This is a genomic window from Pedobacter sp. BG31 (assembly GCF_042464845.1).
In the GTDB taxonomy this organism is placed as follows: domain Bacteria; phylum Bacteroidota; class Bacteroidia; order Sphingobacteriales; family Sphingobacteriaceae; genus Pedobacter; species Pedobacter suwonensis.
This window is the reverse complement of record NZ_JBHNZK010000007.1, coordinates 160,577-185,360: the sequence shown is the minus strand read 5'-3', so window position 1 is coordinate 185,360 and position 24,784 is coordinate 160,577. Positions and strand designations below refer to the sequence as shown.

General features: G+C 39.2%; 25 protein-coding genes. 18 read left to right on the top strand and 7 right to left on the bottom strand.

The window, feature by feature from the left end; all coding sequences use genetic code 11:
• Window positions 1-30 precede the first annotated feature (30 nt).
• From ACFE6N_RS11315 to ACFE6N_RS11290, 6 genes are all read left to right on the top strand, one after another.
• Window positions 31-798: a phosphosulfolactate synthase gene (locus ACFE6N_RS11315; protein ID WP_090980997.1), complete on the top strand. Its 768-nt coding sequence runs from the start codon at window positions 31-33 to the stop codon at window positions 796-798.
• 84 nt (window positions 799-882) lie between these two features.
• Window positions 883-1,626 (top strand): shikimate dehydrogenase family protein, encoded by a 744-nt coding sequence (locus ACFE6N_RS11310; protein ID WP_378936472.1) that lies wholly within the window; start codon window positions 883-885, stop codon window positions 1,624-1,626.
• A gap of 47 nt (window positions 1,627-1,673) precedes the next feature.
• Entirely contained in the window at window positions 1,674-2,261 is a 588-nt protein-coding gene (locus tag ACFE6N_RS11305; protein WP_378936470.1) for a gliding motility lipoprotein GldD, read from the top strand.
• A gap of 43 nt (window positions 2,262-2,304) precedes the next feature.
• Window positions 2,305-2,943: an MBL fold metallo-hydrolase gene (locus ACFE6N_RS11300; RefSeq protein ID WP_378936468.1), complete on the top strand. Its 639-nt coding sequence runs from the start codon at window positions 2,305-2,307 to the stop codon at window positions 2,941-2,943.
• Between the two features lie 17 nt (window positions 2,944-2,960).
• Window positions 2,961-4,274: an ABC transporter permease gene (locus tag ACFE6N_RS11295; RefSeq protein ID WP_378936466.1), complete on the top strand. Its 1,314-nt coding sequence runs from the start codon at window positions 2,961-2,963 to the stop codon at window positions 4,272-4,274.
• A 1-nt stretch (window position 4,275) separates the two neighbouring features.
• The gene (locus ACFE6N_RS11290; RefSeq protein ID WP_090980986.1) at window positions 4,276-4,659 is read left to right on the top strand and encodes a hypothetical protein; all 384 of its coding nucleotides are present in this window, start codon (window positions 4,276-4,278) and stop codon (window positions 4,657-4,659) included.
• A 346-nt stretch (window positions 4,660-5,005) separates the two neighbouring features.
• Here ACFE6N_RS11290 and ACFE6N_RS11285 read toward each other — a convergent pair whose 3' ends face one another.
• The 4 genes from ACFE6N_RS11285 to ACFE6N_RS11270 form a co-directional block, all read right to left on the bottom strand.
• On the bottom strand, window positions 5,006-6,367 hold the full coding sequence (locus ACFE6N_RS11285; RefSeq protein ID WP_378936464.1) for an IS5 family transposase: 1,362 nt from the start codon (window positions 6,365-6,367) through the stop codon (window positions 5,006-5,008).
• Between the two features lie 330 nt (window positions 6,368-6,697).
• A complete protein-coding gene (locus ACFE6N_RS11280) occupies window positions 6,698-8,365 on the bottom strand; it encodes a sodium/sugar symporter (RefSeq protein ID WP_090980983.1) in 1,668 nt (555 codons plus the stop codon).
• A 260-nt stretch (window positions 8,366-8,625) separates the two neighbouring features.
• The gene (gene xylA, locus ACFE6N_RS11275) at window positions 8,626-9,957 is read right to left on the bottom strand and encodes a xylose isomerase (RefSeq protein ID WP_378936462.1); all 1,332 of its coding nucleotides are present in this window, start codon (window positions 9,955-9,957) and stop codon (window positions 8,626-8,628) included.
• 74 nt (window positions 9,958-10,031) lie between these two features.
• A complete protein-coding gene (locus ACFE6N_RS11270) occupies window positions 10,032-11,516 on the bottom strand; it encodes a xylulokinase (RefSeq protein WP_378936460.1) in 1,485 nt (494 codons plus the stop codon).
• Window positions 11,517-11,702: 186 nt separating this feature from the next.
• Here ACFE6N_RS11270 and ACFE6N_RS11265 point away from each other — a divergent pair, with 186 nt between their 5' ends.
• The 4 genes from ACFE6N_RS11265 (at window position 11,703) to ACFE6N_RS11250 (ending at window position 14,195) form a co-directional block, all read left to right on the top strand.
• The gene (locus tag ACFE6N_RS11265) at window positions 11,703-12,038 is read left to right on the top strand and encodes a tRNA-binding protein (protein WP_090980978.1); all 336 of its coding nucleotides are present in this window, start codon (window positions 11,703-11,705) and stop codon (window positions 12,036-12,038) included.
• 249 nt (window positions 12,039-12,287) lie between these two features.
• Window positions 12,288-12,755, top strand: coding sequence for a nucleoside deaminase (locus ACFE6N_RS11260; RefSeq protein WP_145858573.1), 468 nt, complete (start codon window positions 12,288-12,290; stop codon window positions 12,753-12,755).
• Window positions 12,756-13,028: 273 nt separating this feature from the next.
• On the top strand, window positions 13,029-13,637 hold the full coding sequence (locus ACFE6N_RS11255; protein ID WP_090980972.1) for a superoxide dismutase: 609 nt from the start codon (window positions 13,029-13,031) through the stop codon (window positions 13,635-13,637).
• A gap of 96 nt (window positions 13,638-13,733) precedes the next feature.
• The gene (locus tag ACFE6N_RS11250; protein WP_090980970.1) at window positions 13,734-14,195 is read left to right on the top strand and encodes a hypothetical protein; all 462 of its coding nucleotides are present in this window, start codon (window positions 13,734-13,736) and stop codon (window positions 14,193-14,195) included.
• A gap of 273 nt (window positions 14,196-14,468) precedes the next feature.
• Here the strand turns inward: ACFE6N_RS11250 and ACFE6N_RS11245 are convergent, their stop codons facing one another.
• Window positions 14,469-15,401: a LysR substrate-binding domain-containing protein gene (locus ACFE6N_RS11245; protein ID WP_378936457.1), complete on the bottom strand. Its 933-nt coding sequence runs from the start codon at window positions 15,399-15,401 to the stop codon at window positions 14,469-14,471.
• Between the two features lie 198 nt (window positions 15,402-15,599).
• Here ACFE6N_RS11245 and ACFE6N_RS11240 point away from each other — a divergent pair, with 198 nt between their 5' ends.
• On the top strand, window positions 15,600-16,730 hold the full coding sequence (locus ACFE6N_RS11240) for a glycoside hydrolase family 130 protein (RefSeq protein ID WP_378936455.1): 1,131 nt from the start codon (window positions 15,600-15,602) through the stop codon (window positions 16,728-16,730).
• A gap of 51 nt (window positions 16,731-16,781) precedes the next feature.
• Here ACFE6N_RS11240 and ACFE6N_RS11235 read toward each other — a convergent pair whose 3' ends face one another.
• Complete coding sequence (locus ACFE6N_RS11235; RefSeq protein ID WP_378936453.1) at window positions 16,782-17,708, bottom strand: GDP-L-fucose synthase family protein; 927 nt, start codon at window positions 17,706-17,708, stop codon at window positions 16,782-16,784.
• 113 nt (window positions 17,709-17,821) lie between these two features.
• Here ACFE6N_RS11235 and trmB point away from each other — a divergent pair, with 113 nt between their 5' ends.
• From trmB to ACFE6N_RS11210, 5 genes are all read left to right on the top strand, one after another.
• Complete coding sequence (gene trmB, locus ACFE6N_RS11230) at window positions 17,822-18,472, top strand: tRNA (guanosine(46)-N7)-methyltransferase TrmB (RefSeq protein WP_378936451.1); 651 nt, start codon at window positions 17,822-17,824, stop codon at window positions 18,470-18,472.
• Window positions 18,472-18,807 (top strand): MGMT family protein, encoded by a 336-nt coding sequence (locus tag ACFE6N_RS11225; RefSeq protein WP_378936449.1) that lies wholly within the window; start codon window positions 18,472-18,474, stop codon window positions 18,805-18,807. The genes trmB and ACFE6N_RS11225 overlap by 1 nt, the downstream gene beginning before the upstream one ends.
• Window positions 18,808-18,863: 56 nt before the next feature.
• Window positions 18,864-19,217: a carboxymuconolactone decarboxylase family protein gene (locus ACFE6N_RS11220; RefSeq protein WP_378936447.1), complete on the top strand. Its 354-nt coding sequence runs from the start codon at window positions 18,864-18,866 to the stop codon at window positions 19,215-19,217.
• Window positions 19,218-19,319: 102 nt separating this feature from the next.
• Window positions 19,320-19,694 carry a four helix bundle protein gene (locus ACFE6N_RS11215; protein ID WP_378936445.1) on the top strand — a complete coding sequence of 125 codons (375 nt, stop codon included), beginning with the start codon at window positions 19,320-19,322 and terminating at the stop codon, window positions 19,692-19,694.
• 8 nt (window positions 19,695-19,702) lie between these two features.
• Complete coding sequence (locus ACFE6N_RS11210; RefSeq protein WP_378936443.1) at window positions 19,703-20,293, top strand: DNA-3-methyladenine glycosylase I; 591 nt, start codon at window positions 19,703-19,705, stop codon at window positions 20,291-20,293.
• A 52-nt stretch (window positions 20,294-20,345) separates the two neighbouring features.
• On the opposite strand, the gene ACFE6N_RS11205 is transcribed toward ACFE6N_RS11210, so the two are convergent.
• Window positions 20,346-21,026: a hypothetical protein gene (locus ACFE6N_RS11205; protein ID WP_378936441.1), complete on the bottom strand. Its 681-nt coding sequence runs from the start codon at window positions 21,024-21,026 to the stop codon at window positions 20,346-20,348.
• 56 nt (window positions 21,027-21,082) lie between these two features.
• Between ACFE6N_RS11205 and ACFE6N_RS11200 the strand changes: the two genes are divergently transcribed.
• On the top strand, window positions 21,083-21,781 hold the full coding sequence (locus tag ACFE6N_RS11200) for a type II CAAX prenyl endopeptidase Rce1 family protein (protein WP_378936439.1): 699 nt from the start codon (window positions 21,083-21,085) through the stop codon (window positions 21,779-21,781).
• A 95-nt stretch (window positions 21,782-21,876) separates the two neighbouring features.
• On the top strand, window positions 21,877-24,684 hold the full coding sequence (gene polA / locus ACFE6N_RS11195; protein WP_378936437.1) for a DNA polymerase I: 2,808 nt from the start codon (window positions 21,877-21,879) through the stop codon (window positions 24,682-24,684).
• Window positions 24,685-24,784: the final 100 nt, after the last annotated feature.

The following is a 24,784-nucleotide window of genomic DNA, read 5'->3' as shown; positions in this document are numbered from 1 at the left end:
TCTGAAAATTTTTTTCACTTTTGTACGCATATGAATTATCCTTTATTAAACGTTCCCGAACGTCCGACTAAACCGCGCCAAAAGGGCTTAACAATGGTTATGGATAAGGGATTGAGCCTACGCCAGGTTGAAGATTTTATTGAAGTTGCCGGCATACATACAGATATTGTAAAATTAGGTTGGGCAACATCGCATGTTACGCCAAACCTTAAAGAAAAACTGGCTTTATATAAAAGCGCAGGCATTCCTACCTATTTTGGTGGAACATTATTTGAAGCTTTTATTATCCGTAACCAGTTTTCAGATTACCAGCGTGTTTTAGATCAATACGGAATGGAATATGCAGAAGTATCTGATGGGTCTATCGAAATTGAGCACGACAAAAAATGTGGATTCATTAGCGAACTGGCTAAACAGGTTACCGTTATTTCTGAAGTAGGCAGTAAAGATGCCGCTAAAATATTTGCCCCTTACAAGTGGATCAAATTAATGCAGGCCGAAATTGAGGCAGGCTCATGGAAAGTAATTGCAGAGGCCCGCGAAGGTGGTAACGTTGGTATTTACCGTGGAAGCGGTGAAGTACGCGAAGGATTGGTTGATGAGATTTTAACGCAGATTCCGGAAGAAACCATTATCTGGGAAGCTCCTCAAAAAGAACAACAGGTTTGGTTCATTAAATTGATTGGCAGTAATGTAAACCTGGGTAATATTGCCCCGGCAGAAGTAATTCCGCTAGAAACTATCCGTTTAGGATTACGTGGTGATACTTTCGATTATTTCCTGAATAAGGTAAAATAAAGACAAAATTCGTCATTGCGGGGCGCATAGTTAAATAAAACTTACAGGTTTTAAAAGCCTGTAAGGTTTGCTTGTTATATCAATATGAAAACATACGGTTTAATCGGTTACCCACTTTCTCACTCGTTCTCTAAAAAATATTTCACCGAAAAATTTCAAAATGAGGGCATTACCGATCATCAATATGAGCTTTTCCCGATCGCAGATATAAAATCGCTGCCTGACCTGCTGAGTGAAAATCCATCACTTTTTGGCCTTAATGTAACCATTCCGCATAAAGTTAATGTGCTGTGTTATTTAAATGAAGTGGATGAAGCTGCAGAAAAAATTGGTGCTGTAAATTGTATTTCAATCAGAAGCTTTGAAGGTGAAAGCTATTTAAAAGGTTATAATACCGATGCTTATGGCTTTGAAGAATCGCTAAAACCATTGTTAGGACCTCAACATAACAAAGCGCTTGTTTTTGGCGATGGTGGCGCAGCAAAAGCGGTAAAGTATGTTTTGGAAAAGTTGAATATCGAATACCAGGCAGTGGTGCGTAAGGCAACTGCAGGAACCATATTATATTCGGAGATTACCCCAGAAATTTTGGCTTCGCATAAATTATTAATCAATACCACGCCGTTGGGCATGTCACCAAATGTAGATACCTTTCCGGATATTGATTACAGTTTAATCGGGCCTGAACACCTGGCTTACGACCTGGTTTATAACCCACTCGAAACTGCATTTCTGGTTAAGGCTGATGCTGGCGGTGCAAGAACAAAAAACGGACTTGAAATGCTGCATCAGCAAGCTGAAAAAGCCTGGGCCATCTGGAATAAATAATTTAGCTTATCTTTATCCTGTTAACCAGTAAGCAGATTTTTTGAGGAATGAAAATAAACCAGTTGATTTTTTTACTCTTTGCACTGCTTTTATGTGTAACAGCTTGTCAAAACCACGATTACAGCCCGAAACCAAAAGCCTATTTCAGGATTGTATTTCCTAAAAAAGATTATACCACATTTACCAAAGCAGTTCCCTTTACGTTTAAATACCCGACTTATGCTACGGTAGAGCAAGATCAAAGCCGCGATGCTCAAAAAAACTGGTACAATTTGCACTTTAAACAATTTAACGGCTTTCTGCATTTAACTTATTATGATGTTTCAGGGAAAAGTGAGTATGATGAAATGGTGGAAGATGCCAGGAAGCTTGCCTTTAAACACACCATAAAAGCAAGTGCGATAGATCAAAAAATGATTAATTATCCTGACCATAACGTTTATGGCGTTTACTATGCCATTGAAGGGAATACGGCATCTTCCGTTCAGTTTTTTTTAACAGATAGTGCTAAACATTATTTTAGAGGAGCTTTATACTTTAATGAACGCCCACAATACGATTCTATTGAACCCGTTGTTAAATTTATTAAAAAAGATATCGATACCTTGATTTCTACTTTCAGGTGGAAAAATTAGTTTATTATTTCTGTTCCTTTGAACAGACTTTTTTTAAATACTTATGATTACAGTAAAAACCTTCACTTTTAACGCTTACAGCGAAAATACCTATGTGCTTTATGATGAAACAAAGGAATGTGCCATTATTGATCCAGGTATGTACGAAGGTTTTGAGCAAAATGAATTGGCCGCTTTCATTAAACAGGAAGATTTGAATCCTGTTTTGTTGCTTAATACACATTGCCATCTTGATCATGTTTTCGGCAATAAATTTGTGGCTGAAACCTATGGTTTAAAACCACAGTTTCATGAAGGTGAATTGCCGATTTTAAATGCCGTTCCAGGTTATGCACCATCAATGGGCTTTACCCGTTATGAGGTATCTCCTTTGCCAGATACCTTTTTGCCTGAAACAGGGACGATTTCTTTTGGTAGTAGCAAACTGGAACTGATTTTTGCTCCGGGACATTCGCCGGCACACCTTTGTTTTTACAGTGCGGCTGATCATATGTTAATAGGCGGCGATGTGCTTTTTTATGGCAGTATCGGTCGTACTGATCTGCCAGGCGGCAACCATCAGCAATTAATTCAAAACATTTCCGATAAACTTTTTGTCTTACCTGATGAAACCAAAGTTTATCCTGGCCATGGACCAGCAACGAGCATTGGTTTTGAAAAACAACATAACCCGTTTTTTTAAGGTGAAATGTATAATGGATGTGGGATGATGTAATAACCCGTTCGCATATTCCATCTTACATCGTTGCATCTTACATTTTAACTATATTTACTGCTGTGAATACATCGTTTTACATTGCCAAAAGGTATCTTTTTGCCAAAAAGTCAACCAATGCCATTAATCTGATTTCGGGCATATCAATGGTCGGCGTAATGGTTGGCAGCGCAGCTTTGATTATTATCTTGTCGGTTTTTAATGGGTTAGAAACCGTGGTGCTGAATATGTTTGATACCATTACACCGCAAATTGCGATTACACCAGCTAAGGGGAAGACTTTTGATCCGAATACAGGTTATTTTAATCAGCTTAGAAAAAATAAAGATGTGGCGGCTTTTACCGAAGTGCTGCAGGAAAATGCATTGTTGAAATACAATAATAAGCAGGCTGTGGGAATGGTAAAAGGGGTAAGTTTAGATTACTTAAAGAACACAAAACTAGACAGTACCATTAAGGAAGGCCGTTTTATATTGCATAACAAAAGCGGTGATAATGCGGTAATCGGTTCTGCATTACAAAGTTATTTGGCTGTTAATACAGTTGATCCTTTTACTGAGCTGGAAATTTATTCACCAAAAAAGGATATCGCTGTAAATACGATCAATCCAGCTGATGATTTTGTGGTCAAAAATATCCGGGTTAGCGGTGTTTTCGAAGTGCAACAAGATTTCGACAATGGGATTATTGTTCCACTCGATTTTGCACGTGAGCTGCTTGGGGAAGATAAAAATGTATCTGCTATCGAAATTAATCTGCAACCAGGTGTTGATGTAGATGATTTTAAAGATGAAATAATCGAAAAGGCCGGTAAAGATTATGAAGTCAGAAATCAGGCCGAACAAAATAAGTCACTCTACCATATCTTAAATACCGAGAAATGGGCCGTGTATATTATCCTTACTTTTATCCTGATTATTGCTATATTTAATATCATAGGGTCGTTAACCATGTTAGTCATCGATAAGGTAAAGGATGTGGCCATTCTAAGCAGTTTAGGCGCAGGAAAGAAATTAATCAAACGTATATTTTTATTTGAAGGCATGATGATTACCATGTCTGGCTGTGTATTGGGGCTAATCATAGGAATTATATTTTATTATTTTCAACATACCTATGGGTTGATTAAAATGGGTGATGAAGTAAATAAAACATTGGTAAGTTCTTATCCGATTGCATTAAAATGGAAAGATTTTGTATTAGTTTTTATTACGGTAGGTATCTTCTCATTTTTGGCATCCGCTTTGTCATCCAATTTAAGCGTTAAAAAGATAGATCAAATTAATCAAACGATATAAAATGAAGTTATTTAAGCAAGCAATTGTACTTGTTGTGCTCCTTGGCGTAGCCGCTACAGCTTGTAACAGGAACGATAAAGCCGAGGGAGAAAAGAACAATCTTAAAATTGTAAAGGGTTTGTATACATTTGGCCCTGAAATGAAATCAATTACACTATGTGAGGATACCCGCGAATTTTGGGTTACAGACAGTGTGAAAAAATTAGAGTTATCGTACAGTAATTTAGGCTTCGAAAAGCCTTATGAGCCGGTATATGTAGAACTAGAAGGTTATTTTACCAAAACCGATACCGCTACCGTTGCAGCCGATTTCGATTCTACCCTGGTGGTTACTAAAGTGATCAAAATAAGCAAAGAAATTCCAGACGGACCTTGCGCACAATAATTTTCTATCCATAGAGTTAAGCGCAGCTCTCTACGGATTAATAAACAGAGTTGGGTTTTCAAACTCAATATTTCCGGTTAAACAAAGGTCAATTTATCGATTAAGTTCTTGTGAGCCGGGTTTGGTTAATTACATGGTCTTATTCTATTTTTTGAAGCGCGATTGCAATGCTGGTTGTTATTACAGTCATGCTTTAGGTTATCAGTACGGTCTCATGCTTCTTACCCTGTCCGTAGAGTTAGCGCAGCGTCTCTACGGGCTGATGAATAGGATTGAGTTTTCAAACTCAATATTTCAGTTAAACAGAATTTAATTTATCGATTAAGTTCTGGTGAGCCGGGTTTCGTTAATTACATAGTCGTTCCTTAAAAAGTCTTTGAACAAAGATTGTATCATATTTTGGTTGTTGCATGAATGTTTTTACGAGCTGAACAAAGCGTAAAAAAAGCGCCCAAAGATGATCTGTCCAGATATTCATCATCCTTTTGAAGTTCATCGCGGCGGCAGCTAACATTACATTGATTTTATCGCCTTTTATTCCTTTGTAAAAATTGCGGCTTAAGCGATGATCTGTTTTCAGATGCCCGATCTTAGGTTCGATGGCCGCTCTTTTGTTAAAGCCTGCCTTTAGTTTGGTCTTTCGGTAGTTCGTTAGTTTACTGCTGAAAGTTTTTGGGGTATGGATAGTAGTTCCGAGCGCCTCTTTTCTCCCCCGGTAACCCCGGTCTACAAAGACCTCTTTAAGCGTATGACCGGTTAACCTTTGCTGTTGTTCCAGAGCTGCATCCAGTGTATGTCCGTCGTAGTCATTCCCCTGAATATTGATTGCACCGATGATCACACCGCTGTTTTGGGTGACTGTGATGGATACTTTACTGCCAAACTCGTATTTTTTATGCTCTTTGCCTTTGCTGATGCATACTACATTCGGCTCATGCAGGCTATACACCTTGCTTTTGTCCTGCCGTTTTTGGAGGAGTACCCGCTCAAACAGCTCCAGGTCGGTTTTGTAGTTTTCTGCCGGTAATTTCCTTTGTAGTTCCCGTACCAGTCTGCCCGCTATTGTTTTTACTTTTTTGTCTGCTTTCCGCGCTTTGGCTCCGTTCTTAGGATGGTTGCGGAAACGCTGTTCAACACTCAACTTCTTTAAAGTGCGGGTATAACGCTGACGAAGCACGAGTCCTGCTTTGTCAGCTATCCCGATACATTTTTTGATGATCTTCCGGTGCAGTTTGCTATCGGTAGGATAAGTAATGTTCTTCTCCTGTACAGTAGTGTCTATGCTGGCATTATCTTCCTTGCCACCTTTTCCATTGATACGGATACTTTCCTTGAAGATCAGTTCCACACCTTCGGCACCGATACGGTTACGAAAGTGAACAAGCTCTGATGCCTCACAAGGGGCTTTTGCCGCAAATACCCGCTCTCCGCTGAAATATTGGTAGTAAGCATTCTCTGCCCACTGTTCTACAACACTTTCGTCGCTCAGGTTACGGATGTGCTTGAGAATCAACAGCGCTACCATCAGGCGGATCGGCTTGGCCGGGCGGCCAAAATTCTCCTTGTAATGCTTCTTAAAACTGTCCTCGAACAATTGCCAGTTAACATACTCCGCTAAAATGTACAAAGGATGTTTGTTCGACAATTGCTCCTTTAAACCCGGCTGTAAAAAACTTAATTGTGTTGTGTTTTTTGGTTGGTTAAGCATAAATATCTGCAAGCTTTTGATATAAATATAACCAAAACCCGCAATTTATAATACTGAAATTTATCAACAAATTATTGATAATCAAATGTTTAAATTGTTGTTAAGGGGCGACTACATAGTCTTATTCTATTTTTGAACCACAATTGCAATATTGACTGGTAATTGCAGTCCAGCTTTCCGTTATAAGTCCGCGCTCCCCGCCTGTCCGTAGAGTTAAGCGCAGAATCTCTACGGATAAGTGAAAAATTGAGCATTATTATTATTATATTATTAGAAAAACAAAAAGGCCCGCAATTTTCATCGCGAGCCTTTTGTATACTATTTTTAATTTTACCAGAAGGTAGAGTAAAGCGCAACTAAAATTCCGAATACAATCAGTGATCCAACGGCAAACGAAGGATGAACTTTGAACATGCTTGAATCTACTTCTAAACCATTAGATTTATCGCCTTTGCTGTTCTCGAACATACTGATGGCAAACATCACGATTATACACACTACAAATACAATTCCCATTCTATCCAGGAAAGGTATTTCATAAACTCCATCTGCATTGGCTACCGAGAATCCAAAATTGTGAAGGAAAGATAAATCCATCATTCCTGGCAAGAATTTTAGCAATACCGATAAACCAAAACCACCTATAGTGGCAAATAAAGCTGCATTAGAAGTGGTTTTTTTCCAGAAGAAGCCTAAGATAAACATCGCGAAAATACCAGGACTTACAAAACCTGTATATTCCTGAATAAACTCGAAACCACCTTTTTTGTCAATACCTAAGAAAGGAGAAATGGCAATTGCGATAGCCATTGCAACAATAACAACTACGCGTCCGGTACCTACCAGTTTCTTTTCAGAGGCTGCCGTATTAATGTGTTTCTTAAAAATATCAAGGGTAAAAATAGTAGAGATACTATTTATTTTACCCGCCAGTGAAGCAACAATTGCTGCGGTTAACGCCGCGAAAGATAAACCTTTAAGGCCTGTAGGCAGAATATTCAATAAAGTAGGGTAAGCCCTATCCGGACGAAGTTCGCCACCCGGCATCATTGAATTTACATCAATACCTGTTTTTTCTGTATATAACATATATACCGCAATACCCGGTAATACCACAATTAATGGCATTAAAAGCTTTAAAAATGCGGCAAATAAGATACCTGCCCTAGCCGTTTTCAGATCAGCACCTAAAGCACGTTGAGTGATGTACTGGTTACAGCCCCAATAGTTTAAGTTTACAATCCACATACCGCCAAGCAATACCGTCATACCTGGTAATGAGGCATAATTGGCACTATCTTTTTTGAAAATCATGTGGAAATGATCGGGTGCTTTTTCCCTTAAAAACGATAAACCATCTAACACGCCATGGCCACCAAAATGGTCGCTCACCAAGTTAAGTGCCAGATAAGTAGTTGCTAAACCGCCGAAAATTAAAAACGCCACCTGAATTACATCCGTGTAACCAATTACTTTCATGCCACCCAACGCTATGATTACAGAAAAAATGGCGAGGCCGATCATACAATACCAAAAGCCAATACCCGAAATACTGCTTACAGCGAGTGCACCAAGGTACAAGATAGAGGTTAAGTTTACCACAACATACAATAACAACCAAAACACAGCCATAATCATGGCTACCGTGCCATTATAACGCTGACTCAAGAATTGTGGCATGGTGTAGATCTTATTTTTAAGATATACGGGAATAAAAAATGTGGCTACAATTACTAACGTTGCAGCTGCCATCCATTCGTAAGTAGAAATGGCTAATCCCATTTTAAATCCATCGCCGCTCATGGCTACGAATTGCTCGGCACTAATATTCGAGGCAATTAAAGAGGTACCAATGGCCCACCAGGTGAGTGAACCTTCTGCAAGGAAATAATCCTTGCTGCTCATCTGCTTCTGCTTTTTACGATGGTAAATCCAAAAGCCATAAACTGCCACAATGGCAAAGTAGGCTAAAAAAATAATGTAATCTGTGACTTTCATTTAAGTTATTTGGTTTAGAAATCTAAATGTAGCAAAATCATAAATTAATCTCCGCTTTTTTTGAATTAAAAAATGTTAAAATGACGTTTATTAATTTTGGTCTTCCTCCAATTAAAGATTATTCGGCTAAGATGGGTTATTTGATTATCATTCGCAATAGAATGCGCCCTTCAGTAGAAGAGAAATTTAAGTTTGCTTGGTTTAGGTACTACCGCAGTCTGTGTATACACAGACTGCGGATAATATATTTATTGGGATAATTAAATATACCTGTTAATAAGGTTCTCAAGATATTCCTGCTTTCCGCTGCGTACCTCTGGTTCGCCGTTTTCTGCAGCGTAATTCCTTAAGTCTTCTAAACTTAACTTTCCTTGTTCAAATTCGGCTCCCTTTCCGCTATCAAATGAGGCATAGCGGTCGGCCCTTACCTTTTTGTATTCAGATTTCTGAAGAATGGCATCTGCAGTAACCAATGCCCTTGCAAAGATATCCATTCCGCCTACATGTGCATAAAACAAGTCTTTCTGATCAGTAGAGTTACGGCGGATTTTCGCATCGAAGTTTACACCGCCACCTTGCAAACCACCACCTTCTAAAATGATTAACATGGCTTCGGTTAGTTCATTAATATCATTTGGGAACTGATCGGTGTCCCATCCATTTTGATAATCGCCACGGTTTGCATCGATAGAGCCTAACAAACCATTATCTACCGCAACTTGTAGCTCATGCTGGAAAGTATGGCCGGCAAGTGTAGCATGGTTTACCTCCAGGTTTAATTTAAAGTCTGCCAAAAGATCGTATTCCTGTAAAAAGCCTTTTACTGTTGCCGCGTCGTAATCGTATTGGTGTTTAGAAGGCTCACATGGTTTCGGTTCAATAAAAAATGTTCCTTTAAAACCTTGTTTGCGTGCATAATCTTTAGCCGTATGTAAGAATTTTGCCAGATGCTCCTGCTCACGTTTCATATTGGTGTTTAATAAGCTCATATAGCCTTCTCTTCCACCCCAGAAAACATAATTTTCACCACCAAGGGCAATGGTAGCATCTAAAGCAGCTTTAACCTGGGCAGCGCCATGTGCCAGTACATGAAAATCAGGATTGGTAGATGCACCGTTCATATAACGCTTGTGGCTAAATAAATTCGCTGTTCCCCATAGCAGTTTTACGCCGCTATCTGCTTGTTTTTGTTTTGCATATTCAACAAGGGACTGTAATCTGCGCTCGTTTTCGGCAACGTCATCGCTATAATCTACCACATCCACATCATGGAAACAATAATAAGGAATCTGCATTTTCGTGATAAATTCAAAGGCTGCATCCATTTTATCTTTAGCCCTTTCTACTGCATCTTTTTTTTCATCCCATGGGAAAACGTGCGTTGCACCTCCAAACGGATCTGCTCCATTACCATTAAATGAATGCCAGTAAGCACATGCAAACTTAAAATGCTCACTCATGGTTTTGCCAGCGACTACTTTGTTGGCGTCATACCATCTAAATGCTAATGGATTATTACTTTCCAGGCCTTCAAATTTGATCTGCTCAATGCCTTTGAAAAATTCCGTTGCTCCGGTTACTACTTTTGTCATGTTTTTTTGTTTTTTGATTGATGGTTTGTTGGTCAATGGTTCGTGATAAAAACTCACGATAAAGCGATCAACCGTTAACCAGTTGCTAATTGTTTTTCTAATATTTCTTTCCAATCCTGATAGACCGGCTCATACTCAGCTGAATGTTGAGGCATTAACGTTTTGATGACTTTGTGATTGCTAAAAGCCTCTTCTGCGCTTTTGAAAATGCTGGCACCTATACCGGCACCCAAGGCTGCGCCGACACTGCCATCGTTTTCATAAAGTTCAACCGGAATGCCCGTAACATCTACAAACGTTTGTGCAAATACCTCACTTAAAAACAGATTGGCCTTTCCGGCACGGATAACTTTAGGCTGCATGCCATTTTCCCGCATGATATCCAATCCATAACGGAAAGCAAAAGCAATCCCCTCTTGGATAGCCCGGAAGATGTCTGATTGATTGTGGAGGTTGAGGTCGATGCCCAATAACTCTGCTCCTGTATATTGATTATTTAACATCCGTTCTGCACCGTTGCCGAAAGGAAGTACTTTTAAACCATTGCTGCCTATTGGTGCTTTCGAGGCCTGTATATTGAGTTCAGCATAGCTAGACAGTGGCGCGAAATTATGTTTTGCCCAACGGTACATGCTTCCGGTGCCATTAATACAGAGCAAAACTCCAGTGTGCTTTTTTTCTCCTGAATAGGTTACGTGCGCAAAGGTATTCACTCTTGATTGCTTGTCATAAGTAAGTTCATCGCTTACACCATAAATTACCCCCGATGTTCCGGCTGTCGCGGCAACCTCTCCAGGTTTTAACACGTTTAAGGAAAGTGCATTATTGGGTTGGTCGCCGGATTTATAAGCTACCGGGATGCCGGCAGTTAAATTTAATGCATGTGCAATATCCGTTTTTAAATAACCATGTTCCGAAAATAGAGGTTTTACGGTTGGGATCAGGTTGCTGGAGATGCCGTAATAATCCATTACATCTTTAGAGATTTCGTGGTTTTCAAAATCCCAGAAAATACCTTCGGATAGAGCCGAAATACTTGTAGTGATTTCTCCGGTTAATTTCATTGCAATAAAATCGCCGGGAAGCATGATTTTATCGATGCAGTTATAGATATCGGGTTCGTTTGCTTTTACCCAGGCCAGTTTCGATGCCGTAAAATTTCCAGGTGAGTTTAATAGGTGTTTTAAGGATTTTTCGTGACCGATAGTGTCAAAAGCGCTATTGCCCAGTTCAACAGCCCTGCTGTCACACCAGATAATGCTATCGCGGAGTACCTGCTGATTTTGATCTACCACAACAAGTCCGTGCATTTGATAGGCAATGCCAATGGCCTTGATCTCCTTCGGATCAAAAAGACCGGTTGAATTTAATTTGAGGATGGCCTGCTGAACATTTTTCCACCATTCATCGGGCGACTGCTCTGCCCAGCCTGATTGTAAAGATTTGATGGCTGTTTCTTGTTCCGGATATTGAGCGGTGGCTATATTTTTTTGTGTAGCTGCATCAACAACTGCAACTTTAATGGATGAGGTACCTAAATCAATTCCTAATAAATACATGCTTTCATCTTAATTTAATATTTGGTTATGCAAACGGTTGCATAAAGATAGTGGTAAAAATATAAAACGCAAATTTTTTGTAAATTCCTGTTGTGTTTAATGCCAAACGGTTAAATACTTCGCATCATTTGAAGCTGTATCTAATGCTTTAATATTTTATATTTTTGCGTCATATACATTAATCATATGGAACAAATTACATGGGGCGACTTCGAAAAGGTTGAATTAAGGGTAGGTACTATTCTTGAGGCTTTCGAATTTCCTGAAGCCCGAAGACCGGCATATAAATTAAAGGTAGATTTCGGCGAATATGGCATCAAAATGAGCAGCGCGCAGATTACCAAACATTATACATTGGAAGAATTACCTGGAAAACAGATTGTCGGGGTGATCAATTTCCCTAAAAAACAAATCGGGAAATTTATGTCAGAATTTTTAGTAACCGGTTTCGCTGATGAAAACGGAGATATTGTATTAACTACGGTGGAGCGTAAAGTGCCGAACGGAAGTAAACTGGTTTAATAGTTAGCTTCCGGAGTTTACACGTAATTGCTGCGGCCAATTAGCCCTGATTGCAGCGGAAAGCCCGCAATCCCGGTTTTCGCCGGGAGAGGACTTTGAGCGTAAAGCAGGACTGAAGCAGCCGATGAGCGCTGATACTGCGCTCCAAAACCTAACCAATTTTCAACTCAGACTTCAGCAGTTTTGCCGGCCCTTTGCCGTTGGAGCCTCCGGAAGCCTTTTTGGTCATTATTAACCTATATTTGCCTCATGAGTTTTTACAATTTCGAAAATACCGATCCCGAAGAAGAAGATATTCACTATATGAAACTGGCTTTGGAAGAAGCAAAAAAGGCTTTGGCTGAAGATGAAATTCCGATCGGTGCCATTGTAGTCAGTAAAAACAGGATTATAGGCCGTGGCTATAATTTAACCGAACGTTTTAACGATGTGACCGCACATGCTGAAATGCAGGCTTTTACCTCTGCCGCTCAAACCATTGGAGGTAAATATTTAAGGGATTGCACTTTATATGTAACCATTGAGCCCTGTGTGATGTGTGCCGGCGCAAGTTATTGGACACAGATCGGTCGCATTGTTTATGGCGCAAGGGAAGAAAAAAGAGGCTTTATCTCCAGGAATGCTCAACTGCTGCATCCTAAAACGCTTTTAAAAGGCGGCGTAATGGCTGAAGAATGCGGTATGCTGATGAAGGATTTCTTTGCGAAGAAGAGGTAGTGAGTCTGATTGTCCTCGTTTTTAATGAGGATTATTGAGGTGCGTATTTGTAATGCGTTAAGCGCTGGTATAGCAATTCAATCGCCGATATTGAGCATCCTTTGTTGTAAAGGAGGACGATGCTGATTTTACAAAAAACCTTCCAGCATTAAAGCCTTCAACATTACAACATTAACCCAGAAAGTGATTTGATGATAATAACATGAACAAATCTTAACGTTGTAATGTTATATTTGCTACAGAAATATTTTTTTAATCTTTAAACATAAAACTATGGCTTTTGAATTACCTGCGTTACATTACGCAACCGATGCATTAGAACCGCATATTGATAAAACTACCATGGAAATCCACCATGATAAACACCACCAGGCATATGTTACCAACCTAAACAAAGCGTTAGAAGGTAAGCCGGAGGCAAATTCAAGCATTGAGGAAATTGTTAAAAACATTTCAAAATACCCTGCAGCTGTTAGAAACAATGGCGGTGGACACTATAACCACTCTTTATTCTGGAACATTTTAGGTCCGAACAAAGGCGGTGAGCCAACCGGCGATTTAGCTAAAGCAATTAATGAAACTTTTGGCTCGTTTGCTGAGCTTAAAACTAAATTACAGGAGGCTGGTGCTACACGTTTTGGTTCAGGCTGGGCCTGGTTATCAGTAAGTGCAGATAAAAAACTTCAGGTTTCTTCTACACCGAACCAGGATAATCCTTTAATGGATATTGCCGAAGTAAAAGGAACGCCAATTTTGGGTATTGATGTTTGGGAGCACGCTTATTATTTAAAGTATCAAAACAAACGCCCTGATTATTTAGCGGCAATCTGGAATGTAATCAACTGGGATGCAGTTGCTGAACTTTACAAAAAAGCTTTGTAAGCGAAACGTTTTATAAAATTGAAGAGAAGTCCCGGTGTAGATCGGGACTTTCTTGTTTTAAGATATTTAAGTAACTTCGCATACAAAATATTCAAAATGAAAAGGCTTGTAGTTTTATTTTTAATTATTGTTGGCGTAAATGTGCTGGTACGTGCACAACAGAATAAAATGCCTACCCCGGCAGAAATTGCTCAAAAGAATGTAGATGATCTGGAAAAACGATTAAAACTAAACGGTACGCAAAAAAGTGTCATTTATAGTTATACCTATAACCAGGCAAAAGAACAAGCTGATTTAATTAAAAGACAACAGGCCGGTAACTCACGCGAGGAGGATGTAGATAAATTTTATAAGCTTCAGAACGAAACCTCGAAAAATATCCGCAACGTTTTAAGGCCAGAGCAACAAACCGAATATGATAAAATTATTGAGGAGCGTTTAAGTGGTAAAGGTTTAAAATCAAAAAACAAGAAAAAGAAAAAAGGCGAAGAGGAAGAAGTGGAGAGTGATATCAAAGGATTGCTATCTGCTCCTCCGGTAGAAAAACAAAATCAGTAATATTTTTTAATTAATCATTCTGATCTTTTTAGAATATAAAATCCTGAAGCTCAAAGTTATAAACTGGCGGAGCATGTGGATATGGATAGGGAATTAAGTTAGAAGGCTACGAAATCAATTAATCACAAAATCAATCCTGTAAAGAGTCGTCATCTCGACTGAAGCGTAGCGAAATGGAGAGATCTATCTAGGCAGATTTAGCTTCGCTGAGCCTTCGGGTTCTCGGCTACGTTGCACTCCGCTCGAAATGACGATCGCGGATTAAGTTCGAAATTAAATCCCCACAATATCTTTTTTCTTTTTTTGCTTCATCGCTTTTGGGATAATGACTAAAATCTCATCTTTTAAAGCGTTAAGCATCCGTTTCTTAATAAAGTTTTTATGGGTCACCAAACTAATCTCTCGTACGGGCTCTGGCGATTTAAAATGGCGTACCTTGTTGGTTTGTTTCGCATCCAGTTGTGCGATGGCCAATTCGGGTAATAGTGTTGCACCCCCATTTAAATCAACCATACGCACGAGGGTTTCTACACTACCTGTATTGTATTCGAGTCCCTGTAGCCTGTTGTTTTTTGTAGAACGGCAAATGTTCAATACCTGGTTTCGCATACAATGACCTTCATTTAAGAGCCAGATATTTTCGTCGTTCAGGTCTTCGGCATCAAGTGCTTTCTTTTTGTACAGCTTGCTGTTTTTACTGATGTAACTTACAAAATTTTCATAGTATAGGGGAGTTTCTGTAATGTTTGGATCGGTTAGCGGCGTAGCTAAAATACCGCAATCCAGCACACCGGTTTTTAAGTGATGAATGATGTCTTCGGTGGTATATTCCCAGATTAAAAGCTTTAATTCAGGGTATTTATCCAGCATGGCCGAAATCACCTCTGGCAATAAGTATGGGGCAATAGTTGGGATCACCCCGATTTTCAGCTCGCCCATTACATCTTGCTGCTGACTGCTGATCAACTCTTTAATTTTTCCGCTTTCCTGTAAGATAATTCTTGCCTGGGCAATAATCTGCGAACCAATTTCTGTCGGACTTACAGGCTGTTTGCTTCTGTCGAAAATTTTAACACTGATTAATTCCTCCAATTTTTGAACCTGCATACTTAAGGTAGGCTGGGTTACAAAACACTTTTCGGCTGCAGTTACGAAACTTCTATAAGTATCTACGGCAACAATATATTCGAGCTGAACTAAAGTCATATAGGCAAAATTGATTGATCATTCCAAATATATCAATTTTAACTATAAATAAAAATGATTGGCATTTTGTAGCATGATTTCAACTAAAATAATCGAATTATATGATTCTGTAAACAAAAAGTTGAAGAGCGATTTTGATCTGATTAATTTCAGGTAATTATACTATTACCAGCTTAGCAGATTAATTAGTATTTTAGTATGATGAACAGAACCATTTTGCGTTTATTCCTTTTTGTTGTTTTTCTTCCGCTAGCCCTTTCGGTAAATGCCCAGGATAAACTCCCAGATTGGGCACTTGGGCCGTTTCTAAGGCCAGAAAATGTAAATCCCATTATTTCGCCAAGTGCAGAAAGTTTTTTTATGGATCCCATACTCAGGCAAAAAATAGCCTGGGAGGCCGGCGATGTCTTTAATCCCGCTGCCGCTGTACATAAAAATAAGATCTATGTATTATACCGTAGTGAAGATCGTTCTGGCAATGGAATAGGTATGCGTACTTCCAGGATAGGAATGGCAGAAAGCAGTGACGGCATTAAAATGAAACGTAGTCCGGAGCCGGTGTTCTATCCTGGTGAAGATGAGCAGAAAGCAAACGAATGGCCGGGTGGTTGCGAAGATCCACGTATTGCTGTTACTGCAGAGGGTATATATGTAATGTTATATACACAATGGAACCGTAATATATTCCGCCTCGCCGTGGCCACTTCCAAAGATTTAAAACACTGGACCAAACATGGTCCTGCGTTTGGTAAAGCCTATCATGGTAAATTTAAAGACCTCAAATGCAAATCTGGTTCAATTGTTACGAAGTTAGAAAACGGTAAACAGGTAATTGCCAAAATAAACGGTAAATACATGATGTACTGGGGCGAACGTTTCATAAATATTGCAACCTCAACTGACCTTGTTAACTGGGAGCCTGCATTAAACGCAAAGAATGAACTGGATATGATTGTGAAGCCCAGGGAACACTATTTCGATAGCGATTTAACAGAATGTGGTCCGCCGGCGATTGTTACCGACCAGGGCATATTGGTAATTTATAATGGCAAAAACAGGGGCGATGCCAGAAGGGATACTAATTATGTAGCCAATACCTATTCGGCCGGGCAGGTATTATTCGATATTAAAAATCCTTCAAAAGTGATTGCGCGGCTCGATCAACCTTTTTTTGTGCCTACAGCCCCCTTCGAAAAAAGCGGGCAATACCCTTCCGGTACGGTTTTTATGGAGGGGTTGGTCTATTTCAAAAAGAAGTGGTTTTTATATTATGGCTGTGCAGATAGCCGGGTAGCAGTAGCCATTTATAATCCTGCTTCTCCAAAATAAAGTGCAAAATACAAGGGCGCAACGGTATGATAAACGCCCTTCTAAATTCATTTAATATCGGCTTTCGAAATCCTGATAAGCCAGGGCAATACCTTCTTTAAGCTCGGTTGTATGTTTCCAGCCTAAACGATGAAGTTTACTAACATCCATTAATTTGCGTGGTGTGCCATCTGGTTTTGTGGCATCGAATACCAGTTCCCCATCAAATCCCAGCACATCTTTGATTAGCAAAGCCAGGTCTTTGATGGTTAGATCCTGTCCGGTACCAATGTTGATCAAGTGTGGTTCGTTATAGTTTTGCATTAAGAAATAGCAGGCATCAGCTAAATCATCTGCAAATAAAAATTCGCGCATGGGTGAACCCGAACCCCAAACCACAACTTCTTTTTCATCGTTAACTTTTGCCTCATGCACCTTACGGATCAAAGCGGGCAAAACATGTGAGTTTTGAGGATGATAGTTATCATTAAAGCCATATAAATTTGTGGGCATTACGGAGATGAAATTACAGCCGTACTGATCGCGATAGGCATCGCACATTTTAATCCCTGCAATTTTGGCAATGGCATAAGGCTCGTTGGTGTGTTCTAAAGTGCCTGTTAAAAGGTAATCTTCTTTGAGAGGTTGCGGAGCCATTTTTGGGTAAATACAGCTCGAACCCAAAAACATCAGTTTCTTAACGTTGTTTAAGTACGCGTTATGGATAACATTATTCTGAATGGCTAAATTTTCATAAAGAAAATCGGCTCTGTAAGTGTTGTTGGCTACGATACCACCAACTTTTGCTGCTGCAAGAAAGACATAATCCGGTTTTTCTTCAGTAAAGAAATCAGTAACCGCCTGTTGGCTGCGCAGATCAAGCTCTGATGAAGTTCTGGTAATGATGTTTTCGTAACCCTCTTTTTGCAGTTTGCGGTAAATGGCCGAGCCTACCATACCACGATGGCCTGCAACATATATTTTTGAGTTTTTTTCCACGGTAATTTTTATAAGGCACAAAAATACGATTCCTAAATAAAATTGGCACCAATCTTTGCGGCAAAAGAAACCCCGATTATTGATTTAATTGTATTTTTGCAGAAAAAAAACTTTTGGGTAAAGATAAACTTAGGCGTTTTGCAGAAATAGAAACATTTGCAAACGTATATCAATTAGAACAAGGAAAAGCTTTAAAGGGCAGTTGGGCTTCAGCGCATTTTAAAAATGCAAACCCTATTGTACTGGAACTGGCCTGTGGAAAGGGCGAATACTCGGTAAATCTGGCGAGGCTTTTTCCGGAGAAGAACTTTATTGGGGTGGATTACAAGGGCAACCGCATCTGGCGCGGAGCCAAAACGGCTATTGAAGATGGAATAGATAATGTTGCTTTTTTAAGGATACAGATTGAAAATATACTGGATTATTTTAATGAAGGAGAAATCGACGAAATCTGGATCACCTTTCCGGATCCACAGCCTCAGGATAGCCGTGAGAAAAAACGTTTAACTTTTCCGGCATTTTTGAACCGTTATAAATTGGTGTTAAAACCAGGTGGATATGTTAATCTGAAAACAGATAATGATCAGTTATATGCTTACACTAACGAAAAGGTTGCAGAATTAAACCTTCCTGTACATAAAAATACCGATCATTTGTATACTTCAGATCTGGTTGATGAGGTACTGTCTATCAAAACCTATTACGAGAAGAAATACTTACTACACGATAAAAATATTAATTATATTCAGTTTTCTTTTGAATAATGAATACCAACTTTTATGAACAGGTTTATGAGATTGCCCGGTTAATTCCGAAAGGAAGGGTAACTTCTTATGGAGCTATCGCGAAAAGTTTAGGTGCAGCAAAATCATCAAGAATGGTAGGGCATGCCATGCTTTATGCCGGCGCAGCCTATCCCCAGGTACCTGCACATCGGGTAGTAAACAGCAGTGGATTGCTCACTGGAAAGTTCCATTTTAATCCACCTGAACTAATGGAAGAATTGTTGAAACAAGAAGGCATTGAAGTGAAGAACGATAAAGTGGTAAACTTTAAAAAAGTATTCTGGAATCCGCTGGAGAAATCAACTTTGATTTAATAAAATTAACGTCATGCGCTCACTCAAAAAATCATTCATTCAATAATTAATTATTTATGGGAAAGCTTGTAGAAGAGTTTAACGGCTATCGTGAAAAAATGAACGATAGGATTATGGAAACGGCAAATACAAATATCAAACGTTTTTTTGCGCTTGATACAACCACTTATGCCGATGGAGCTTTAGACGTTAAAACGAAAGAGATGTTGGGTCTGGTGGCCTCAATGGTTTTGCGTTGCGATGATTGTATTAAATACCACCTGGGCAAATGTTTCGATGCCGGTGTAAACCATGATGAAATGAACGAAATTTTCATGATCGCCAATCTGGTAGGTGGTAGCATTGTAATACCGCACTATCGGAGAGCTGTAGAGTATTGGGATGAATTAAGTTCGGAGTTGAGAGTTTAGCGTTTGGAGTTTCTTTGCCTGTTCCAGATTGGAGCCAGGAGTTTCGAAAGCGAATGCATTTAGATATAAGAATATAGCATTGAATTTTTTTATATTTATTATATGGGAACGATTAAAGATTTATTGGCTTATCAGAAAGGATTTAAGCTTTCCATGGAAATTTTCCATATTTCTAAAAGGTTTCCGTCAGAAGAAAAATATAGTTTGACAGATCAAATCAGAAGATGTTCGAGAAGTGTTTGCGCAAACCTGGCAGAAGCCTATAGAAAAAGGAAATATCCAAACCATTTTGTGAGTAAGCTTTCAGATGCTGATACAGAAAATGGTGAAACTCAAACCTGGCTGGAATTCGCTTTTGCCTGTAGTTACATTTCTGATGACGAATTTAACAGGTTAAATGATCAAGCTGAGGAAGTTGCAAAACTTTTGGTTTATATGATGAATAATCCAGAAAAATTTTTTGTTAAACCTGCTTAGCATTTTGTATGGAAACTCTAAACTCCCAGCTAGAAACTCCAAACTCAACTATACGCTGCTCCTGGGCCGGTTCCGATCCGCTTTATATTAAGTACCATGATGAAGAGTGGGGGAAACCTGTTTACGATGATCAGATTTTATTCGAATTTTTGATACTCGAAGGCGCTCAGGCTGGCTTAAGCTGGATTACCATCCTCAGAAGACGCGAAAACTACCGTAAGGCCTTTGCAGATTTTGATGTAAAGAAGGTAGCGGCTTTTACCGAAAAAGATGTAGAGAGGCTGATGAACGATGAAGGCATAATCCGTAACCGTTTAAAAGTGAATGGTGCCATTACCAATGCCAGATTGTTTATGGAAATCCAGAAAGAATTTGGTAGCTTTTCTAAATATATATGGAGTTTTGTTCCACAAGGCAAGCCCATCATAAACCATATTGAGAAGATGAGCGATGTTCCGCCTAGAACGGAACTGTCCGACCAGATCAGTAAAGACATGAAAAAGCGGGGCTTCAAGTTTTTCGGCACCACCATCTGTTATGCATTTATGCAGGCAACCGGGATGGTGAACGATCATTTATTAAATTGTTGTGCAAGATGATTTTTATGCAAAACGATCCTATAATCCTAAAAATCTATTATTAATCCTGGCTTTATTTTTTTGCCGCATTATATTCCTTAACCCATTCAATAACATCCCTGCTATTAAAATCTGTTCCTGCTTCAACTTTGGCTTTTAATTCCGGCTGATCACCTATTTTCTGCAGCAGGATATTTTTAACCTCTAACTTTTTAGCCTCCTCAGTTATTGCTTTCATCGGTACTTCCTGTAAAGGCCCCGCGCCGGGTTTTTCAATAAAATAGCGAACAGCAGGTGCTCCTGCAGGTCTTTCGGGAGCTGAGTTTCGTCCGCCGCCAATACTGATACCACCACCCATACCCATGCCACCAAAACCACCGGTTCCTGTTCCGATACCAATTGATGGCCTGAATTTTACCTTTTTCTCTTTCACCTGTGGCACGAGGGTGCCTCCGCCAAAAGAGTAAAGATTAACCGTTCCCATTTCAATTACCTTTACAAAACGATATTCGAAATTGCGGCCATTGGCAAATCCTTTGCTCACAAAGCTATCGCCATTCCAGAAGAAGTTTTTTACATCCTTTGCAGGCAAAATTACATCCACCTCATCGTTGGCACTGATGAAAACAGAAAAATAATCCGTGCCTTTTATCGTTCCACGGATGACGTCATCATTGTTTTTAACGATAAAATCTTGTGCATAAGTGGTAAACGTTATTGAAAAAAATAAAATAAAAAGGTTAAAAATCTTCATAAGTTAGCAATATCGGATACAACGTAAATTATTTAAAATAATATCCAAAAACAGTAATGATTGAAACGCTCTCAGCATTTTGGGATTTCTTAAAAAAGCCAAAACTTCTAAAACTCAGTAAAGATACTAAATCTCTTTGGAGAGATTTAGTATGGTTGATTATACTCGATTTATTATTTGCCGGCATAATAATGGGCATTTATTATACGCTGCTACATTTCGAAATTATAGATGAATATGTCGAAAAATTCGATATTCTGAAAAAACTCGGTTTGACGGTAGCGCTACTTATTGCCTGTATTTTAGCTCCTTTATTAGAAGAATCATTGTTTAGGTGGCATTTAAGAAGTAAATACCTACCTATATATTTTGTTTGTTCTACTTTAGCCTTAATAGCAGATTATTTTATAAACAGCCCCTTTCTAAAATGGCCAATTTATACTTTTTTCTTTTTCATATCCCTCATTATACGCGGATATTTTAAAAGAATGGATATCCGTAAAAAGGTGGTTTTTCAGCGGCAATCGTTTGGATACCTCTTTTATTATTCAGCCATCATATTTGGTTTAATCCATTTAACCAACATTAAAGACTTAACGCTTAGCGATCCGGTCTTCATTATATTTGTAATTTCGCAATTCTTTTCCGGACTATCTATGGGCTATATGCGCATTAAATATGGTTTAATCTACTCCATCTTACTACACAGCATCTTTAATTTTATAATGATATTACTGGAGTTCTTTTTCAGTTAAATTGAAACTATATCTTTTCTAAACCTTTAACTTTGGTTACTTTTATCATCCGGTAAATTCATTTATCGGTGTAATCATTAAATCAGTGTAATCACATGAATAAAAAACTCTTTCTTCTCGATGGTATGGCGCTTATGTACAGGGCGCATTTTGCACTCAGTAAAAATCCGCGTTTTACCTCAACAGGCATCAATACATCTGCAGTAATGGGCTTTACTAATACCTTGCTGGATGTTTTGAAGAAAGAAAAACCGACACATATTGCCGTAGTTTTCGATACGGACGCACCTACTGAAAGACATACTTCTTTCGAAGCCTATAAAGCACACCGCCAGGCCATGCCTGAAGACCTGGCTGCAGCAATGCCTTATGTACTTAAATTAATTACAGGTTTTAATATTCCGGTAATTACTTCTGATGGCTACGAAGCTGATGATATTATAGGTACACTGGCTAAAAAAGCGGAACAAAAAGGTTATCAGGTTTATTGTATGACACCTGACAAGGATTTTGCCCAGTTGGTTTCTGAAAATATCTTTATTTATAAACCAGCCCGCATGGGCAACGATATGGAAATATTGGGTGTAAAAGAAGTATTGGCTAAGTGGGAGGTCGAAAATGTATTACAGGTTATTGATATCCTGGGATTATGGGGCGATGCTGTAGATAATATTCCGGGTATTCCGGGGATTGGGGAGAAAACCGCAAAAGCCCTGATCAAGCAATACGGTTCTATGGAGAACATTATTGCCCATTCACATGAGCTAAAAGGAAAACAACGTGAGAACGTAGAAAATTTTGCAGAACAGGGATTAATATCCAAAAAACTAGCCACCATTCTGTTAGATGTTCCGGTTGAACTTGACGAAGCCAGTTTAGAACTTTGCGATCCAAGCCGCGATTTGTTGGAGCCATTATTTACCGAATTGGAATTCAGGACGCTAGGGCGCAGGGTATTTGGTGATGAATTCTCGGTAACCACAGCCCGCTTCCAGGAAGGTACTCAAACCGATTTGTTTGGCAATCAATCTGGAGAAACCATCCAATATACCAATACGTTGGAGGAAGAACCAGCAGAAAAATTACCAGCTAAAACCATTGAAAACACGGAACATGATTACCAATTGGTTGATTCTGCCGAACAGCGTGCTGACCTGATTAAACTGTTGCTTGCCGAAAAGCGGATATCATTCGACACTGAGACTACAGGTACCGATGCAAACATGGCCGATTTGGTGGGGCTATCGGTTTCCATTAAACCTGGAACAGGTTATTATATTCCGGTTCCTGCCGAAAGAGCAGCGGCACAGTTAATTGTCGATGAATTTAGAGCCGTATTGGAAAATGAAGCTATCGAGAAAATCGGTCAGAATACCAAATACGATATCCTGGTATTAAAATGGTATGGTGTAGAAGTAAAAGGAAAAGTTTTTGATACCATGCTGGCGCATTACCTGATTGATCCCGATACCCGTCATGGAATGGACGTTCTATCGGAAAACTATCTTGGTTACTCACCGATCTCGATTACCAAACTGATCGGGGCAAAAGGTAAAAACCAGCTTACGATGCGTGATGTTCCTGTGGCAGATGTAGTAGATTATGCCGCTGAAGATGCTGATGTAACTTTGCAGCTGGCACACATCTTTGAGCCCAAATTAAAAGAATTAAATGCAGCCAAACTGGCCGAAGAAATTGAAAACCCTTTGGTTTATGTATTGGCAGATATAGAGAAAGAAGGTGTTCGGATTGATATTGAAACCTTACAGGCTTATTCCAAAGAGCTGGAGACTGAAATTATCAAATTCGAACAGAATGTGTACGACAAAGCCGGAATTAAATTTAACCTCGCATCACCAAAGCAATTGGGAGAGGTTTTATTTGATAAACTTCAGCTCGATCCGAAAGCCAAAAAAACAAAAACCGGTCAGTACCAAACCGGAGAAGATATTTTAATGGCCTTAGCCAGTAAAAGTGATATTGTACAGGATATTCTAGATTTCCGTCAGTTACAAAAACTTAAATCAACCTATGTGGATGCATTGCCACTTATGGTTAATCCTAAAACCGGAAGGGTGCATACTTCCTATAATCAGGCCGTTGCCGCAACCGGAAGATTGAGTTCTAACAACCCCAATTTACAGAATATCCCGATCCGTACGGAGCGGGGAAGAGAAGTGCGTAAAGCTTTTATTGCAAGAGATGAAAACCACATTTTGTTATCGGCCGATTATTCGCAGATAGAGTTGCGCATTATTGCAGAGATAAGCAAGGAAGAAAACATGCTTGATGCTTTTAGCAAAGGGATTGATATCCATACAGCAACAGCAGCCAAAGTATATGGCGTTAGTATTGAAGAAGTGGATGGAACGCAACGCAGAAATGCCAAAGCGGTTAATTTTGGAATCATTTACGGCCAATCTGCCTTTGGTTTATCGCAGAACTTAGGTATTCCGCGTAAAGAAGCGGCTGAAATCATTGAGCAGTATTTTGCCCAGTATCCTGGTATTAAACGTTATATGAGCGATACCATGAATTTTGCACGAGAGAATGGCTATGTAGAAACCATAATGGGTAGAAGACGTTATTTGAGAGATATTAATTCGGCTAACCAGACCGTAAGGGGTTTTGCTGAACGAAATGCCATCAACGCACCTATCCAGGGCTCTGCGGCAGATATGATCAAGATTGCCATGATCAATATCCATAAAGAGATGAAAGCACAGAATCTGCAATCAACCATGACCATGCAGGTACATGACGAGTTGGTTTTTGATGTGCTTAGATCAGAAAAAGAGGCAATGAAGGCAATTATCCAGGATAAGATGGCCAATGCCATTAAATTAACCGTACCCATTGTGGTAGAAATTGGTGAGGGCAATAACTGGCTTGAGGCACATTAAATTCATAATGAATTGTTGCAGACTTATCTTAAATCAAAATGTTTATTATCTTCATTAAAACTTCATATCGATTTTAGAATTTTATATCAACAAAATAAAC

What these genes read in the sequence shown, in the direction of transcription:
- ACFE6N_RS11315 (WP_090980997.1), top strand. Translation starts at nt 31, where the DNA reads ATGAATTATCCTTTATTAAACGTTCCCGAACGTCCGACTAAACCGCGC.
- ACFE6N_RS11310 (WP_378936472.1), top strand. Translation starts at nt 883, where the DNA reads ATGAAAACATACGGTTTAATCGGTTACCCACTTTCTCACTCGTTCTCT.
- ACFE6N_RS11305 (WP_378936470.1), top strand. Translation starts at nt 1,674, where the DNA reads ATGAAAATAAACCAGTTGATTTTTTTACTCTTTGCACTGCTTTTATGT.
- ACFE6N_RS11300 (WP_378936468.1), top strand. Translation starts at nt 2,305, where the DNA reads ATGATTACAGTAAAAACCTTCACTTTTAACGCTTACAGCGAAAATACC.
- ACFE6N_RS11295 (WP_378936466.1), top strand. Translation starts at nt 2,961, where the DNA reads ATGTGGGATGATGTAATAACCCGTTCGCATATTCCATCTTACATCGTT.
- ACFE6N_RS11290 (WP_090980986.1), top strand. Translation starts at nt 4,276, where the DNA reads ATGAAGTTATTTAAGCAAGCAATTGTACTTGTTGTGCTCCTTGGCGTA.
- ACFE6N_RS11285 (WP_378936464.1), bottom strand. Translation starts at nt 6,367, where the DNA reads ATGCTTAACCAACCAAAAAACACAACACAATTAAGTTTTTTACAGCCG.
- ACFE6N_RS11280 (WP_090980983.1), bottom strand. Translation starts at nt 8,365, where the DNA reads ATGAAAGTCACAGATTACATTATTTTTTTAGCCTACTTTGCCATTGTG.
- xylA (WP_378936462.1), bottom strand. Translation starts at nt 9,957, where the DNA reads ATGACAAAAGTAGTAACCGGAGCAACGGAATTTTTCAAAGGCATTGAG.
- ACFE6N_RS11270 (WP_378936460.1), bottom strand. Translation starts at nt 11,516, where the DNA reads ATGTATTTATTAGGAATTGATTTAGGTACCTCATCCATTAAAGTTGCA.
- ACFE6N_RS11265 (WP_090980978.1), top strand. Translation starts at nt 11,703, where the DNA reads ATGGAACAAATTACATGGGGCGACTTCGAAAAGGTTGAATTAAGGGTA.
- ACFE6N_RS11260 (WP_145858573.1), top strand. Translation starts at nt 12,288, where the DNA reads ATGAGTTTTTACAATTTCGAAAATACCGATCCCGAAGAAGAAGATATT.
- ACFE6N_RS11255 (WP_090980972.1), top strand. Translation starts at nt 13,029, where the DNA reads ATGGCTTTTGAATTACCTGCGTTACATTACGCAACCGATGCATTAGAA.
- ACFE6N_RS11250 (WP_090980970.1), top strand. Translation starts at nt 13,734, where the DNA reads ATGAAAAGGCTTGTAGTTTTATTTTTAATTATTGTTGGCGTAAATGTG.
- ACFE6N_RS11245 (WP_378936457.1), bottom strand. Translation starts at nt 15,401, where the DNA reads ATGACTTTAGTTCAGCTCGAATATATTGTTGCCGTAGATACTTATAGA.
- ACFE6N_RS11240 (WP_378936455.1), top strand. Translation starts at nt 15,600, where the DNA reads ATGATGAACAGAACCATTTTGCGTTTATTCCTTTTTGTTGTTTTTCTT.
- ACFE6N_RS11225 (WP_378936449.1), top strand. Translation starts at nt 18,472, where the DNA reads ATGAATACCAACTTTTATGAACAGGTTTATGAGATTGCCCGGTTAATT.
- ACFE6N_RS11220 (WP_378936447.1), top strand. Translation starts at nt 18,864, where the DNA reads ATGGGAAAGCTTGTAGAAGAGTTTAACGGCTATCGTGAAAAAATGAAC.
- ACFE6N_RS11215 (WP_378936445.1), top strand. Translation starts at nt 19,320, where the DNA reads ATGGGAACGATTAAAGATTTATTGGCTTATCAGAAAGGATTTAAGCTT.
- ACFE6N_RS11210 (WP_378936443.1), top strand. Translation starts at nt 19,703, where the DNA reads ATGGAAACTCTAAACTCCCAGCTAGAAACTCCAAACTCAACTATACGC.
- ACFE6N_RS11205 (WP_378936441.1), bottom strand. Translation starts at nt 21,026, where the DNA reads ATGAAGATTTTTAACCTTTTTATTTTATTTTTTTCAATAACGTTTACC.
- ACFE6N_RS11200 (WP_378936439.1), top strand. Translation starts at nt 21,083, where the DNA reads ATGATTGAAACGCTCTCAGCATTTTGGGATTTCTTAAAAAAGCCAAAA.
- polA (WP_378936437.1), top strand. Translation starts at nt 21,877, where the DNA reads ATGAATAAAAAACTCTTTCTTCTCGATGGTATGGCGCTTATGTACAGG.